The sequence below is a fragment of the Exiguobacterium sp. s78 genome (assembly GCF_018618985.1).
GTDB classification, from domain to species: Bacteria; Bacillota; Bacilli; order Exiguobacteriales; family Exiguobacteriaceae; genus Exiguobacterium_A; species Exiguobacterium_A abrahamii.
Genome location: NZ_JACSNB010000001.1, coordinates 1232732 through 1247578, shown reverse-complemented (window position 1 = coordinate 1247578; position 14847 = coordinate 1232732). Strand labels below are relative to the sequence as shown.

The window sequence follows — 14847 nt, the reverse complement described above, 5'->3', positions numbered from 1 at the left end:
GCATTCCTCCTCTACCCTTTCAGTGTAAAGGGTGGAGGAACGGAGTTCAAAAACGAGGCTCAGACTCGCACGAGACGATCTTCGATGATGACGCCATCTCGCATCTCGATCGTTCGGTTCGCCCGTTCTGCGAGTGCCGGATCGTGGGTGACGAACAAGACGCCGCAGCCCTTCTCTTCGTTTAATGACCGTAAAAGATTGAAGATGATTTCTCCCGTATCCGTATCGAGGTTCCCTGTCGGCTCATCGGCAAGCAACCATTTCGGTTCATGGACGAGTGCTCGGGCAACGGCGACCCGTTGCTGTTGTCCACCGGAAAGTTGCGACGGCAAACTGCCTGCTTTATCAGCGAGACCGACTTGCGCGAGTAACTGCTCGGCGCGTTCTTTTTTATCGTATGGTACTTTCCGACCGAACAGAGGCGCCATGACATTCTCAAGCGCTGTCAGCGTCGGAATCAAATGAAACTGTTGGAAGATGAAGCCGATGTTTTCGAAACGGAAATCGGATAGTTCCTTACTGTTCAATTTATTGATCGGCTTTCCGTCATAATGCAACTCCCCACTCGTCGGACGATCGAGGGTTCCGATCAGGCTGAGTAACGTTGATTTTCCGGATCCTGAAGGTCCAATGATCGAGATGAAGTCACCTGCCTCAAGCGTCACATCGATGTCTTGTAACGCATGTGTCTCGACACCGTCTCCCGAAAATGATTTTCCCATCTGTTTGCATTGAAATGTTCCTTCCATATGTAAGCCCTCCATATATTCGTGATAACGTACTATTCAAGAATTTATTGGGAATTCCTTCTAAATGAGAGGAAATAAAAAACAGCATTCTTGAGGAACAAGAATACTGTCAAGAAACACGTGGTTGAATGGAGACGAAATTTTTACGATAGACGAGTTCATACGGTAAGACGAACAATAGGCAAGCGAGAGCCGTGAATTGGATCATGCTACCGAATGGTGGTAACGGAGACAGTGACGCATCATGCCACGCTTCATATAGACCGATGAATAGAAATAAGACGACAGCACTCGTCGTCACGTAGATGAGTAGACGAAGGGTTAACGGATAGTGGCGAACAATCCACAACATTGGTAAACCAAAGATAAAATAAGATAACGTCATCGCAAACGTTCCGAACTGATAGACGATCTCAAAGTCGATCGTCGTCAAGAACGAATACGCTGTGAACGCTAAGAACGAAAGAATCGTCACAACAGCCGCATAACTGATCCAGCGCATACGGTTGGGCTCCTCTCCTGAATGTCGTTCCTGTTCGCGCAATCGCAACAGAAACCGGATATGTACAATTAGTGTAGGCAGTCCGATTTCATTTGTCAATTGTCTTCAGATTGACTTATTCAGTCACTAAACAATTGCACTGGGAGCGGATTCATTGAATAATGGAAAAAAGGAACTAGGAAAGTGAGGTTTTACCGATGGAGGACCAATTCACGAATTTTCGTGATCGTTTTGAAGCTACTCCTGATCGCCACGAGGGTCTTTCGTATGACGAGGTCGAGTCACGACTGACGTCTTCGAAACAAGCAGCCCTCGCTTGGATGGAACAGACAGGCGGAGAGCCGAATGTCGTAACCCTTGATGGACGATTCGTCATCGTCGACACTGTCAAAGAGAGTCCGTCTGGTCGTCGAAGCGTCTGTCTGGACGAATCCGCTCGGCTTGGTCGAAAGAAAAATGCGCCTGCCGCAAGTGTCGAGTCGATGATTGAGACGCTAGAGGTGCATCTCTTAACACCTGAACAGTATCAAACACTGCAGACGCAGTTTTCGTTTGACGAAAAAACGTCCAGCTGGCTTAAGACGCCGGACGTGATTCGTCAAAAAGGTGGCGCCTTATTCGGAGATCGTCGTTATCAGACGACGTTCATCTATCACAACGGGGCGGATTCCTATTATGCGAGCCGAGGATTTCGTGTCTGCATTGAGCTAGACTAATCCAAAAACACTCTACGATTAAAGTAGAGTGTTTTTTGTAAATTATAGGTAATAAAACCCAATTATGATATGATGGTCGATGAATAGAGGAGGTGGACGTCATATTTGTATTGGGATTGATTGTCGGTGGTCTTCTCATGTTGATCAGTTTCCGGTTATTCCGCCAGCAACAGCCGGATACAATCGCATTGTGCAAAGATATCTTCTACGTGTTCGAAGTCCAGCCGGAATATCGGTTTTGTTATATCAGTCCTTCCCTCGATGACCATATGGGGAAAGGCGTGACAGCAGCTAGCTACATGGATCCAGACGAGTGTTTCGCGCGGATTCATCCGGAAGACATCGAAGTCTTGATGTCGAAGATTTCGGGCGACTGTGACTACGATCAGCCGTTTCGGCAACGCTGGCGGACGAATGATGGAACGTACATCTGGTTCGAAGAATATGCGACACCAATTCGTGAAAATGGACAGATCGTTGCCATCCAAGGGGTGATCCGTAACATTGACGAGCAGTTGAAATCACAACAGGCATTGCTTGATCAATACCGGATCGATGCTTTGACACGTCTTGGGAATCGCCATGCCTTCAACGAGGCTGTCCGCACACTCGATCAAGAGAAGACGACTTATGGGTTGATTCTGCTTGACTTGAATGAACTAAAAGAACTCAACGATCGGTTCGGTCACGCGGTCGGTGATGCCTTGCTCGAACAAACAGGACTTTGCATCCGCCGCTTGACAGATCATGGCTACCGGATCGGTGGCGATGAATTCGTCTTGATTGATGAGAGTCCGTCGATTGAGACGTTTGAGGGATTCGTCGAACACGTTCGCTCGACGTTCGCGACGCACGAAATCGGGCTCGCAATCGGTGCCGTTCATACAACAACAGGACGCCGTGTCGACGACGTCCTGCATGAGGCAGATGAACAGATGTATCAAGAGAAGATAAACGAACGCTTAAGTCGTCAGCATGGATTGATGCGCTTGAAGCAATAAGGTGTTAAAGCGTTCCGGTTGATCGAGATTCGCTGTATGCCCCGCTCCCTCGACTGGTAAGACGATGATGTTCGGCACATGTTCCGCAACGAACGCGGTTGCGTCGACTTCGTATGTTTCATTCGTTCCATTTAGGATGATGACCGGCAAGGTGATCGACTGCAGCATCGTTTCCGTCAGTGCCGGGAAACGGAACGTCATCAAATCGAGAACTGCCCGCGCCGTCGTTTTCCAGGCAGGACCATGCAACTGCTCGAATTGGTCGGCAATCTCCGGTACCTGCTGTTCGAGGTCGAGGAAGAACTCTCGTTGCTTGCGCATCAGCGGTTCCATCGCTTTAGGAATGAATGGTGAAAAACCCGTGATACATACCCCTTCGAGTTCGTCCGGTGGGTCGAGCGCCAGTTGCATCGCAAGCGTCGCGCCGAGCGACAACCCGAGAATCCATCCTGGACCTTCCTGTGCCATCCGTTCGCGGATGGCACGTGTTGCTTGTGATAAGTAATCCTCCGTTGCCGGCTCCGTCGTCATTCCGTGACCAGGCAGATCAATCGGAATGAACGTAAAATCATCCGCTAAAGCGGATAGCTGTGGTGCAAAGTGTGTTGCTGCCGTCCCCATTAAACCATGTAGTACATACATACGTGTCATACGGTAAACTCCTTAAATTGATGTAGTGTCAATATCGCGTTTGCGATGACGTCCGGACGATCGCGATGCATCAGGTGCGATGTTCCCGGAACGAACGTCACGTTCGTCTGATAGGATAGATTCGCCTGTCGCAGAATCAATTCCTGCCATTTCTCTTCCATCCGCTCCAGTTCGTCTTTTGGAAAACCAGCAGCAATCATCGACTCGATTGACTGCGCTTTGTCCCGTCCAAGAACGGTCAACGGAACACCGAGATCGCGCATGCGTGGTTGAAGATCTTTCGCATCATCTTTCCACTGCGAGATGATCGCATGCATCGAGCGGTAATACGCCGGGTTCCAATCCGTGCGGTCATCCCCGTCCGGAAAACGGTCACGTAAATCAGTTGCTTTTGATAGTTCCGCAAACCGGTCGATCCAGACAGCGTCATCCCCTTCTCGGTCGAGCACTGGTGTATCAAGCTGATCGAGTTCTGCTAAATCAATGGACGTCGCATCCACGAGGACGAGACCGGCGACGCGTTCTGGATGATGTAAAGCAAAAGCTTGCGCGACGAGTCCACCATAGGAATGACCGACGAGTGTGACTGGAGTCGTGATATCTATCACGTTAAGGAACTGGTCGATTTGGCGTAAGATGCCAGTCGTCCCGTCGATGTAATCATTCGACCATTCGTGCGGATGAAAGCTGACGACGCGGTAGTCCGGTGTCAGTTTAGTCAGAATGTCCGCCCAGTCTTGATACGTCCCACCGAGCGAGGGTAGGAGTAACAACGGTCGACCTGTCGAACCGTCATCATAATACGTCACTTGTTTTCCTTGCTTCTGAATAAAGCGTTCCATTACAATCGCTCCTCTATATCTATAATTAAAAAGGTGGTGTTACTCTTGATTCGTGCGCTATTGTTTGATTTAGACGAGACGTTACATGACAGGTCCGGTTCTCTTCCCTGTTTCCTTCGGGATCAGCATCAACGTTTTAGTGAAGTTGCGCATGTTCCGATCGACGACTACATCACGACGTTCTTATTGCTTGATCAAGACGGTCGGGTCTGGAAGGACGTCGTCTATGCCGAAATGATTCGCCGCTTCCAGTTGTCGCTTTCTGTTGAAGTACTGCTACATGACTACATGACGCGTTACCCGATCTTCGCACGGAGCTTTCCGGGAGTCGATGCCTTTTTTGCGCAATTACCGCCTGAGCTACCCATCGGCTTACTGTCGAACGGTCGGACGACGTTCCAACGTGCCGTCTGTGACGCAATCGGACTGTCTCCCTCCTTTACGCAGATCGGGATCTCGGAACAAGAAGGCGTCCGTAAACCGGATCCGGCATTTTTCTTGCGCTTAACGGACCGTTTAGGTGTTCGCCCGGACGAAGTCCTTTATGTCGGCGACAATTACGACCACGACATCTTACCGGCGCGCGCCCTCGGCATGCAGGCGCTTTGGAAGCGCACAGGCGATGTTCCGTTGACCGACACGCAATTTTCGGACTGGTGCCAGTTACCTGCTCCACTCCAAGACCTGATACGAAAGGAGAACCAGCCATGACGGAACAGATTCGCCGTTTCCAACCTGACGATTTTGAGCAGATTCATCGATTGAACGCATTAGAAGGGTGGCAGGATCTCGTTGCTGATCAAGAGCGGACCCGCAACGCGTGGATGAATGCGAATGCCGCTTTTGTCCTTGAGTCTGACGGAGAAATCCTTGCCTATGTCCGCGCTTTAACGGACGGTTCAGTGACGACGTTCGTCTGTGAGCTCCTCGTCAGCCGAAACGCACGCAAGCGTGGGTACGGACAACAGTTACTCGATCACTTGCAACTCACCTATCCGACGCGGATCGATCTCCTGGCAACCCGTCAATCTGCTTCCTTTTATGAACAACAAGAATTTCGTGCTTTCCATGGTTTCCGTAAATCACGATGAAGCCAACGACTTCGAATAACTCGTGCTCGTTACGCTGTAGCCCATCGCGTTATAAAAGTGATGGGCTGCTTCGCGTTCTGGTCGATTACCACTGTTCAGTAAAACGGCAGTTGCTCCTCTTGCATGCGCCCAGTCTTCCGCTGCTCGGATCAAACGGCGTCCAATTCCCTGCCGACGATGTTTCGCGTTGACGACAAACGCGACGATTCGGACATAGGTCGTATCATGCTCGAACGCTTGCGCCTGAAAGAGACCGACGCAGCCGAGAAGCATATCGTCGTCTTCTAACACAAGCAATTCATAATCCGGATGACGAGTGATCCGCGAAAATCGTTCGCGTAAGACGTCCTCGCTTGCCGGATAACCAAGGTGCGTCATCAATCCGACCAATTGCGGTAGATCGTCTTCTTTCCAAGACCGGATGGTCATATTTCTCTCCCCCCTTATCGTGTGGGCGACAGAATCATCACCCGTTCTCGACCCTCTTCCTCACCGACGACCAGCACGTGCTCAGATACCGGATCATCCTTGATTTGATAGACGGTAAACGCATCAAGGTTCGACGCAAAATCAGATGTGTCCTGTTCTAGTTGCGTATCGGTCAAGACATCATCCGTGACCCCAAGTCGTTTCCCTTTCAGCTGTTGCCAGTCTAAATTCGTCATCTCTTTTGCTACTTTGTAAAACTGTTCATCATAATACATGCCGACCCTCATCGATTGCGATGATTGTTCGGGAACGGTCTCATGCAAGGAGCTGAAACCGATGATCGTCAGACCGGCAGCGAGACAAGCAGCTTGTAACGAGCGCCGGCGCCGTTTTGCTTTACGGATACCTTGGATTGTTCGTTGCCTGACAGATGACGGTACGTCGATCAAGATTTTTGGATCGTGATTCATAGACTCATCCCCTTCTGTCGTCGTACTTTCTCGAGTGCGCGGTACAACGTGCTTTTGATCGTACTCAGTGGCACATTGAAGGTTTGCGCAATCTCTTGCAATGACAAATCTTCTTCATATCGGAAGTAGACGATCGAACGCTCGGTCGGCTCGAGGACATCCAGTAAATCATCCAAGTACAAGCGATCGACGAGACGCTCTTCAAACGACGTCGTTTGACTGGGTTCGATCGCGAGCGGCTGAAACGACGCTCGGTGTTGCTGGAAAGCGCAATTCATCGTGATGCGCGTTAACCACGTCTTAAAATACGAAGCATTCCGTAGACTCTTTCGTCCACGCCATGCCCGGTACGCGACCTCTTGGACGTTCTCAAGCGCTGCCGCCTCCTCTCTCAGATAAATGAAGGAAATACGGTACACATAGTCTTCTTCTGCGAATAAAGCTGCTTCAAAAGCAGCGTCGGATAATGCTGCACCTGACTTTCGAAACACATCGGCATCCTCCTTTTTTGCAATCACTCCCCTATTAGATACGCGACACGTTTAAAAAGTTTCATTTTTTCAAATTTTTCTTATAATTCCCTTTTCTTGCATGAATGAATTCGATAGGATGGGAAGCAGAGAGGATGATGAACGTGTACAAGAAACTCATTGCTTTACCGGAGCTTACGCACCTCGAAGGGGCGGTCTCCATCCACCAGCAAGGTGAACAAATTTTTAGCCATGCTAACGGATTCGCACATCGGGGCTACCGCGTATCGAACACAGAAACGACACGATTCGGAATTGCTTCTGGTGCGAAACTCTTCACGGCGGTCGCCATCTTACGGTTAGTTGAGGCAGGAAAGGTTGCACTCGACGAACACGTCGCGACGATTCTACCGGACATAGGAATCAATCTAGACGGTGTGACCATACATCATCTGTTAACCCATACGTCAGGCATCGGTGATTATTTTGACGAAGCGACGATGACCGATTTCGAGGAGGTCTTTCAAGATCTCCCAATGTACCGTTTGCGTCGTCCCATCGATTTTTTACCGTTGTTTCAGGACCAAAAAAGACAGTTCACTGCGGGCGAACGTTTTCATTACAACAATGCGGGATACATCCTGCTCGGTCTCGTGATCGAACAATTGACGAAACAACCCTTCTCGGATTACGTGACGAACGAATTATTCGCTCATGCGCAAATGACACAGTCTGGTTACTTCCGACTCGACTCGCTACCGGCGGATACAGCCACAGGCCACATCGAGAATGAAGACGGAACGTGGCGAACGAATCACTATGCGTTACCGATCATTGGCGGACCAGATGGCGGTGCCTTCCTCACAGCATCAGACATGGAACGTTTCTGGCGAAGTCTTCTGACGCATCAGTTGCTGTCTGAATCGATGACCGCGCAACTGTTTCATCCCCACGTCAAAGTCAACGATGTTGCGTCTTATGGTTACGGCGTCTGGCTGAAACGACTCGATGCCTCGCACGAGAAGTGGCACATCATGGGTTACGACCCGGGTGTCAGCTTTCATTCCGCCTATTATCCACAATCGGAAACGATCGTCACTGTCTTATCGAATACGTCTGACGGAGCCTACGCGCTCGTTCAGGCCATCGAACTACTTTTACTTGAGAAAGGAATCCATACATGAACCTTTATATCGCTTCTCGCTTTGATCACACGTTGACCGTCCGCTGGCTCCGCGATGAACTCCGCTTGCGTGGACACGATTTAACATACGACTGGACGATGAATGATCGGGCAGAGGATCCCGAAGCATTACGAAAGATTGGTCTTGCTGAATTCGAAGCCGTGCAACAAGCGGACGCCTTCGTCCTCGTGTTACCAGCAGGAAAAAGTAGTCACGTCGAACTCGGGATTGCGCTCGCGACGAATCGCCCGATTTACTTATGCATGCCGGATGCGACCTACTTCACCGGACCATTGGTCAGTACGTTTTATCATATCGGACGGACGACTCCTTGCTTCGGGACGAAGGAAGACTGGCTCGCGCAGATTCTCGCCGATCGCTTACCGGAAGAACAACTGACGTCATGAGGACCGTCCTCTTGACGACTGGACCGACCCATGCTGGGAAAACGACGTTCGCACGACAGCTTGCTCAACGTCTCTCATCAAGCCTTGTCATCGATCAGGATCTTCAAGCACGCTTTTTGCTCGAACATTATCCGGACCTCGTTCCAACAGAAGGACCGAATCAGATCAAACATGACTTGACGGGATGGTTGATCGAACAGGCAATCACGTCTTCCGTCGAGACGATTATCTTATGTAATGCCAACACCTCGCGGATTGGTCGGAAACAATTATTAGATCCATTCTCTCGTTCGACGTTCCGCTCGATCCTCGTCTGGTTCGATTTACCCGAAGTGACAATTGCAGACCGACTGACTCACTCCAAACGCGATGGACGAGAGATTCGTGGCGACTCGTCGTACCACGACATCTATCAGCGGCAACGAATCGAGCCGCCAGTTTCCAGTGAAGCGGACAAAATCGTTCGTCTTCGTTCGACGGAAGACGTTGACACATTCCTCGACCATGTCACGGATCCGTCGCTTGATGCTCTTTTCGATGAGATGTTGACTGATTGAAGAACATGACAATCGCGTGTAAAGCACCCGCATGAGATTCGACCTTCTTTCGGTATTTTGATCGTCGCCTCCCGTCTCGCAGCAATGACCACCCGCTTCTTCATAAACGCATTCAAAAAGACCAGCGAATATGTAACCGATTACAAAAGAAAGAAGGAACACTCATGTCTGAAGAACAACGACTGACTGGTGGAAATGTCTCTGCTGTCTATCAAAAAGGTGAGCATGTCTATCGCTCACAAAAGGAGAACAGCAACAACGTCCAACGGTTATTATGCCACTTAGAAGCTAAACGTCTATCCGGTGTTCCGCGTTTCGTCGGCATCGACGAACAAAATCGAGAGATCCTGACCTTCCTCCCTGGCGAAACGGCCGATTATCCGCTAAAAGCATACATGTGGCATGACGACATATTAGACGATGTTGCGCATCTGATGCGCCAGTATCATGACGCGACAGTCGACTTCGACGTCTCACCGGACTGGGCACCGTTGCTCAATACACCGACTCCACACGAAGTCATCTGCCACAACGATTTTGCCGTCTACAATACGATTTTTCAGAATCAAAAACTGAGTGGCGTGATTGACTTTGACCTCGCAGCACCCGGTCCACGTGCTTGGGACATCGTCTACACGCTCTATACGTTCGTTCCGCTTAGCAGCAGACGACAAGCACCTGACGGATCCGTTCTTGCTTATTCACCGGAGCAAGATGACACACGTTTCGCCAAGCGAGTGAGTCGGTTCCTTGATGCGTATGGCTATGAAGGACCGCGTTCCGAACTGCGATCCATGTTATTGTTGCGCATCGAAGTCCTGTATCTGTTGATTGATCAAAGAGCTGCGGAAGGTGATGCTGCCTTCATCAAGATGAAAGAAGAGGGTCACGACACACATTACCGCGCGGAATACCGTTTCATCGCGGAACATGGGGAGAAGTGGTTTACCAATGCAAATAACTTAAGCTAACACATACTAAAGGAGCGTCACACTTCACGATAAAACCGTGTAAGTTCACGCTCCTTTTCGTCTGTCTTCATTCTCGCGTCTCGTGCGCCATCAACATAACGGTCACGATTGCTCCTTGATCTGGATGATTCTTAATCGTCAACTCACCGTCATGTAAATCGATGATTCGTTTAACGATTGATAAACCAAGACCATGTCCTTCATTCGCTCGTGACTGTTCGCCCTGATAAAAGCGATCGAAAACGTACGGTAAGTCCTGTTCCGCGATTCCTGGTCCTTCATCGCGAATCGTGACACGAATGTTCTTTCCTTCATGCAAAGTCACTTCTAACACTCCCGATTCTGGCGAATAACGAATCGCGTTCTCCAGCAGATTGAGCCAGACGTGCTGCATCAGTTCCTCTTCCCACTCGACGGACACTTCCGGTAAATCGAGCTCCAGTCGAAGTGATTTCTCCGTCCATTGTCGTTCCAGTAACAAAAGACTCGTCCGAAGTTGTTCGTCGAGGCGATACCGTTTCCGCTCGATGATCGTCTGATGATCAAGCCGCGACAAGCGGACCAGATTCGAAGTCAAGCGTGATAGACGGGTGCTCTCTTGCTCCATGATCGTCAAGTACTGCTGCCGTTTATTCAGATTTTCTTCTGTCTGTAACAACCTAGAAAATCCTTGAATCGAAGCAATCGGTGTCTTCAGCTCATGCGAGATCGAGGCGACGAGATCCTTTGCAAGATGGTCGTTTCGTCGCAGTGCTTCGGTCATGTGGTTGAAGTTTTCAACGAGGAGCGCGACCTCATCATTTCCGCCTTCCGTGATCGAGACATCATAGTTCCCGTTCGTCACTTCAATTGCCGCTTCACTGATGCGACGAATCCGTCGTGTCACGAGCGTGACGGCGAGCCAGGTCAGGATGAAGGCGACGCCGATCGTGATTGCGATACCGATCCCAGCTGACGCTCGTAATCCGTCAAGGATCCGTTGCCCGGCAATCGGTGTCGAAACGAGATATCCTGTCTCCATCTGACGGATATATCGCGACGGTTCGATCCATGTTCCATCGATCGTGATCTCACCCTTTTGCTGTAACTGGTTACGTTCTGACGCCGATAATGACTGTACTTGATTGAGCGACGTGTATTGTGTCGTTTGAATCAAAGACTGATCCATGTATTGACTCGCTTCAGCGAACGACAGGTTTTGGTCTTGCATCAATCGTTCAATCTGATCCGTTCGTTGTTGCAATTGATTATTTAGGTCTTGATCGACTTCTTGGAACTGGAACCAGACCGTCATGATGAACGGTAACAGCAGTGGTAGTAACAATAAACCGAAGAGGATGACGAAAAAGCGACCAGAGATCGAGCGGACGAAGCGTTTCACTGGATCACTCCCTTATAACCGAGTCCCCAGACCGTCTCGATCGTAAAATCATCATAGGCACTGAACTTGTCACGCAACCGCTTGATGTGGACATCGACCGTCCGACTGTCGCTCTCGACATCATGTCCCCAAATTTCGTCCATCAACTGCTGACGTGTAAAAATCTGCTTCGGATGTGCCAACAAGCGATAGAGCAGTTGAAACTCCTTCTGTGGCAACGGTATCTCACCACGAGGCGTTACGACCGTCGCATCCGTCATCCGTAGTTGCAGGGAATTAACGATTAATTCTTGTGCTGCTACGATCTTTGACCGGCGTAACAGCGCTCGGATCCGCAGTAAGAGCTCGTCCAAATCAACTGGCTTGACCATATAATCATCGGCACCGGTCGTGAATCCGGATTCCTTATCCTGAAAGGAATCCAGCACTGTCAACATCAAGACAGGTTGTTCGTACCCGAATTCACGCAGCAGTTCAACCAGTTCAATCCCTGAAACGTGCGGCATCATCACATCCGTCACGACGAGGTCGACGTGTTTCTGATCGAGTTGATCGAGGGCGTCTTTTCCGTCTCTCGCTTCAATCACCGTAAAGCCGGCGGACCGGAGTGTCTCACCTAATAGTAGACGGACATTCCGGTCATCTTCGGCAATCAAAATCGTTACCATCGTCCTCCTCCTTCACTTAAACATTTCGTAAGGCTTCGATCGGATTCAAACGGGACGCCTTTCGCGCTGGCATATAACCGAACAAGACGCCGACACCGATCGAAAATCCGGCGGCAAGCAGAATCGTGCTCACGGAGAGTGTAAACGGTGTACTAATCATCAAACTGACGCCAAATGCGAGCATCGCTCCGACAAGAATCCCGATCAGCCCACCCATCAAGGACAGCAAGATCGATTCCAAGAGGAACTGTAGGCGGATCGTACGTGGTTTCGCACCGAGTGCTTTTCGCAAGCCAATCTCCGTCGTCCGTTCTGTGACCGAGACGAGCATCATGTTCATGATACCGATTCCGCCGACGATCAAGGAAATCGACGCAATACCCGTCAACAGGAGCGAGAGCATCGTATTGATTTGGTCAATCGAATCGAGTGCTTCATCCAAGCTGACGACGTCATACGTATCGTCGCGTCCGTTATAGAATTGATACAGCTTTGCCGAGACATCCCGTTTGACGGTCGCGACGTCTGCCGCGTCCGTCTTGAAGACATCCACTTGCTTAACGGCTGTCACCCCAAGCGTCCGCAGGGCTGTCGTATAGGGAATGACGATTTGATCGCCATCCGCGTCACTGACACCGACGATCCGGTAATCGAGTCCATCGAGCTTGATCGTCTTACCGATCGCGACCTGACCCGGATAGAGCGTCCGGGCGACGGACGGACTGACGACGGCGACATGCGTCTGTTGTTTCACATCACTGATGACGATACCACGTCCTTGCGGGACATCTTCTGATTCCCGGTAATAGATGTGGTTTCGTCCTTCGATCGTCACTTGGTCGAGCGTGTGATTTTCGACACGGACGTCCCGGACCGTCGAAACGGTCGGTGAGACACCGCGTGTTCCTTTAATCGTGTTTAACTCTTCCAGTTGTGCAGGTGATAATCCTTCTTTCAACGGCGTCTCTGTCGTTTGGACCGTTAATTTATTGGCACCGAACGACGCGACCTCTTCGTTGATTGAGGCCGTCGCGCCGTTGACGATCGAAATCAAGGCGATGATCGATGCGACACCGATGATGACACCAAGCGTCGTCAAGAACGACCGCATCTTATGATGCCAGATATTCGACCATGCCATCCGTAACGTTTCGCGAATCATGTCGTCACCTCCGTCACCTGACCATCCTCGATCCGGATGATCCGGCGGGCTTGCTTAGCAATATTGACATCGTGTGTGATCATGATGATCGTCTTCCCTTCCTCTGAGAGGCTCTCGAACAACTCCATGATTTGTTTCCCTGTCTTTTGATCGAGCGCTCCGGTCGGCTCATCGGCGAGTAAGATCGTCGGTCGCGTCACGAGCGCCCGGGCAATCGCAACCCGTTGTTGTTGACCACCGGACAGTTGACTTGGTAAGGCATCGGCTTTATCTGTCAATCCGACACGTTCCAGGAGCTCAAGCGATCGTGCGCGGCGCTCTTTGCGCGAGACGCCGGCATAGATGAGCGGTAATTCGACGTTTTGTAGGACGCTCATGCGCGGTAGCAACTGGAACTGTTGAAAGATGAAGCCAATTTCTTCATTGCGGATCGTCGCTAGCTGATCCTCGGATAGATCGTGGACGAGCTGCTCCTGCAAGCGATAGACGCCGTTTGAAGCGACATCGAGGCATCCGATGATGTTCATCAGCGTTGATTTTCCTGAACCCGAAGGTCCGAGGATCGTCACATATTCACCAGCCTCGATCGTCAGCGATACTCGATCGAGGACGATGTGACGATTGGTTCCTTCGCCGTAAGATTTTTGGATTTCTTGCAAGTCAACGACCGGCATCAGGACGCACCTCCTGGTGGGGTCGGAAGAAGACCGGAACCACCGTCTTCACTCGGCAGGAAGACTTCGTCTCCGGCGGACAATCCGTACTTGATTTCAATATCCTGTCCGTCCGTCACGCCCGTCTCGATGTATTGACGAGTCGTTTCCCCGTCTTTTTTCACATACACATACGGACGATCCGACTTCGAATACGAAATGACATCGAGCGATAAGACAGGTACATCTTGTGCGAGTTGATATGGTAAACGTCCCTCGACCGTCATGCCGGGTAACCAGTTTGACGAGCTCGGTATCGATACCTTTGCATTGAAATACGTACTTCCATTTTCCGTCACAGCTTCCGGACTAATCGATTCGACCTTCCCGTTGATGGTTTTATCAGATGCATCCGTCTGTAGTTCAATCGCATCTTCAACTTCAATCCGTTCGATATCTTGTTCATCAATTTTCAGACGAGCGATCAACTCTTTGTTGTCTGCAACAACGAAGAGGACGGTATTCGGGGCATAGGCTTCGCCTTCCGCGACGTCAAGACGAACGAGTTGTCCGGAGCGAGGTGCCTTTACATCTTCTCCTCCTTCGACGCTGATGATCGTTTGACCTGATTTGACGGTATCCCCTTCTTCAAAGCGAACGTCGGTGACGCGGACATCACGATCACTGATGACCGTCTGTCGATCTTTCGCTTCAAGCGTGCCTGAAAAGTAGAAGAATGTTTTTAATGTCTTCGACTCGACGACCTCCTTCGTTCCTTGTGCTTCTCCTCGTCCTAAAAAGAGCGTGGAACCGATTAATAGGAGTACCAGGATGACCCCTCCACTGATCCATAACCATTTCTTGCGTGTTCGTTTCATGTTAAATGCCTCCCTTGATTGGTGTTAATCCGATCATAAGGAGAAGTTATGAACCAACTATGAAC

Annotated in this window: 20 protein-coding genes; 8 read left to right on the top strand and 12 right to left on the bottom strand. The window is 50.2% G+C overall.

The window, feature by feature from the left end:
• Positions 1-59: 59 nt before the first annotated feature.
• On the bottom strand, positions 60-749 hold the full coding sequence (locus KNQ18_RS06350; RefSeq protein WP_050677982.1) for an ABC transporter ATP-binding protein: 690 nt from the start codon (positions 747-749) through the stop codon (positions 60-62).
• A gap of 109 nt (positions 750-858) precedes the next feature.
• Positions 859-1251 (bottom strand): hypothetical protein, encoded by a 393-nt coding sequence (locus KNQ18_RS06345; protein ID WP_050677983.1) that lies wholly within the window; start codon positions 1249-1251, stop codon positions 859-861.
• A gap of 197 nt (positions 1252-1448) precedes the next feature.
• Between KNQ18_RS06345 and KNQ18_RS06340 the strand changes: the two genes are divergently transcribed.
• Positions 1449-1967 (top strand): DUF4256 domain-containing protein, encoded by a 519-nt coding sequence (locus tag KNQ18_RS06340; protein ID WP_215084167.1) that lies wholly within the window; start codon positions 1449-1451, stop codon positions 1965-1967.
• Between the two features lie 137 nt (positions 1968-2104).
• Complete coding sequence (locus KNQ18_RS06335) at positions 2105-2968, top strand: sensor domain-containing diguanylate cyclase (protein WP_215084165.1); 864 nt, start codon at positions 2105-2107, stop codon at positions 2966-2968.
• Here KNQ18_RS06335 and KNQ18_RS06330 read toward each other — a convergent pair.
• Both KNQ18_RS06330 and KNQ18_RS06325 read right to left on the bottom strand, forming a co-directional pair.
• Positions 2930-3619 (bottom strand): alpha/beta fold hydrolase, encoded by a 690-nt coding sequence (locus KNQ18_RS06330; protein ID WP_215084163.1) that lies wholly within the window; start codon positions 3617-3619, stop codon positions 2930-2932. The two genes, KNQ18_RS06335 and KNQ18_RS06330, sit on opposite strands and share 39 nt — an antisense overlap.
• On the bottom strand, positions 3616-4461 hold the full coding sequence (locus tag KNQ18_RS06325) for an alpha/beta fold hydrolase (protein WP_215084161.1): 846 nt from the start codon (positions 4459-4461) through the stop codon (positions 3616-3618). Before KNQ18_RS06325 ends, KNQ18_RS06330 begins: the two co-directional genes overlap by 4 nt.
• A gap of 45 nt (positions 4462-4506) precedes the next feature.
• Here KNQ18_RS06325 and KNQ18_RS06320 point away from each other — a divergent pair, with 45 nt between their 5' ends.
• On the top strand, positions 4507-5172 hold the full coding sequence (locus KNQ18_RS06320; protein WP_215084159.1) for an HAD family hydrolase: 666 nt from the start codon (positions 4507-4509) through the stop codon (positions 5170-5172).
• Positions 5169-5552: a GNAT family N-acetyltransferase gene (locus KNQ18_RS06315; RefSeq protein ID WP_133207323.1), complete on the top strand. Its 384-nt coding sequence runs from the start codon at positions 5169-5171 to the stop codon at positions 5550-5552. The genes KNQ18_RS06320 and KNQ18_RS06315 overlap by 4 nt, the downstream gene beginning before the upstream one ends.
• Here the strand turns inward: KNQ18_RS06315 and KNQ18_RS06310 are convergent.
• Genes KNQ18_RS06310 through KNQ18_RS06300 form a run of 3 tightly spaced genes read right to left on the bottom strand, consistent with a single transcriptional unit; the run spans position 5544 to position 6942 of the window.
• Positions 5544-5981, bottom strand: coding sequence for a GNAT family N-acetyltransferase (locus KNQ18_RS06310; protein WP_215084157.1), 438 nt, complete (start codon positions 5979-5981; stop codon positions 5544-5546). The two genes, KNQ18_RS06315 and KNQ18_RS06310, sit on opposite strands and share 9 nt — an antisense overlap.
• Positions 5982-5995: 14 nt before the next feature.
• Complete coding sequence (locus KNQ18_RS06305; RefSeq protein ID WP_215084155.1) at positions 5996-6451, bottom strand: hypothetical protein; 456 nt, start codon at positions 6449-6451, stop codon at positions 5996-5998.
• Complete coding sequence (locus tag KNQ18_RS06300) at positions 6448-6942, bottom strand: sigma-70 family RNA polymerase sigma factor (protein WP_050677992.1); 495 nt, start codon at positions 6940-6942, stop codon at positions 6448-6450. Before KNQ18_RS06300 ends, KNQ18_RS06305 begins: the two co-directional genes overlap by 4 nt.
• Before the next feature lie 134 nt (positions 6943-7076).
• On the opposite strand from KNQ18_RS06300, the gene KNQ18_RS06295 reads away from it, so the two are divergent.
• From KNQ18_RS06295 to KNQ18_RS06280, 4 genes are all read left to right on the top strand, one after another.
• Positions 7077-8105 (top strand): serine hydrolase domain-containing protein, encoded by a 1029-nt coding sequence (locus KNQ18_RS06295; protein ID WP_215084153.1) that lies wholly within the window; start codon positions 7077-7079, stop codon positions 8103-8105.
• Entirely contained in the window at positions 8102-8512 is a 411-nt protein-coding gene (locus KNQ18_RS06290) for a group-specific protein (RefSeq protein ID WP_215084151.1), read from the top strand. The genes KNQ18_RS06295 and KNQ18_RS06290 overlap by 4 nt, the downstream gene beginning before the upstream one ends.
• Before the next feature lie 11 nt (positions 8513-8523).
• Positions 8524-9069, top strand: a complete 546-nt coding sequence (locus KNQ18_RS06285) for a P-loop nucleotide/nucleoside kinase family protein (protein ID WP_215084149.1) — start codon at positions 8524-8526, stop codon at positions 9067-9069.
• A gap of 164 nt (positions 9070-9233) precedes the next feature.
• Positions 9234-10040, top strand: a complete 807-nt coding sequence (locus KNQ18_RS06280) for a phosphotransferase (protein WP_214770204.1) — start codon at positions 9234-9236, stop codon at positions 10038-10040.
• Between the two features lie 67 nt (positions 10041-10107).
• Here KNQ18_RS06280 and KNQ18_RS06275 read toward each other — a convergent pair whose 3' ends face one another.
• From KNQ18_RS06275 to KNQ18_RS06255, 5 genes are read right to left on the bottom strand one after another with little or no spacing between them, the layout of a single operon-like run.
• Complete coding sequence (locus KNQ18_RS06275) at positions 10108-11421, bottom strand: HAMP domain-containing sensor histidine kinase (protein ID WP_215084147.1); 1314 nt, start codon at positions 11419-11421, stop codon at positions 10108-10110.
• On the bottom strand, positions 11418-12089 hold the full coding sequence (locus KNQ18_RS06270; RefSeq protein ID WP_215084145.1) for a response regulator transcription factor: 672 nt from the start codon (positions 12087-12089) through the stop codon (positions 11418-11420). The genes KNQ18_RS06275 and KNQ18_RS06270 overlap by 4 nt, the downstream gene beginning before the upstream one ends.
• A gap of 16 nt (positions 12090-12105) precedes the next feature.
• On the bottom strand, positions 12106-13251 hold the full coding sequence (locus tag KNQ18_RS06265) for an ABC transporter permease (RefSeq protein WP_133207333.1): 1146 nt from the start codon (positions 13249-13251) through the stop codon (positions 12106-12108).
• Positions 13248-13925, bottom strand: a complete 678-nt coding sequence (locus KNQ18_RS06260) for an ABC transporter ATP-binding protein (protein WP_133207334.1) — start codon at positions 13923-13925, stop codon at positions 13248-13250. Before KNQ18_RS06260 ends, KNQ18_RS06265 begins: the two co-directional genes overlap by 4 nt.
• Positions 13925-14782, bottom strand: a complete 858-nt coding sequence (locus tag KNQ18_RS06255) for an efflux RND transporter periplasmic adaptor subunit (RefSeq protein ID WP_214804988.1) — start codon at positions 14780-14782, stop codon at positions 13925-13927. The genes KNQ18_RS06260 and KNQ18_RS06255 overlap by 1 nt, the downstream gene beginning before the upstream one ends.
• Positions 14783-14847 lie beyond the last annotated feature (65 nt).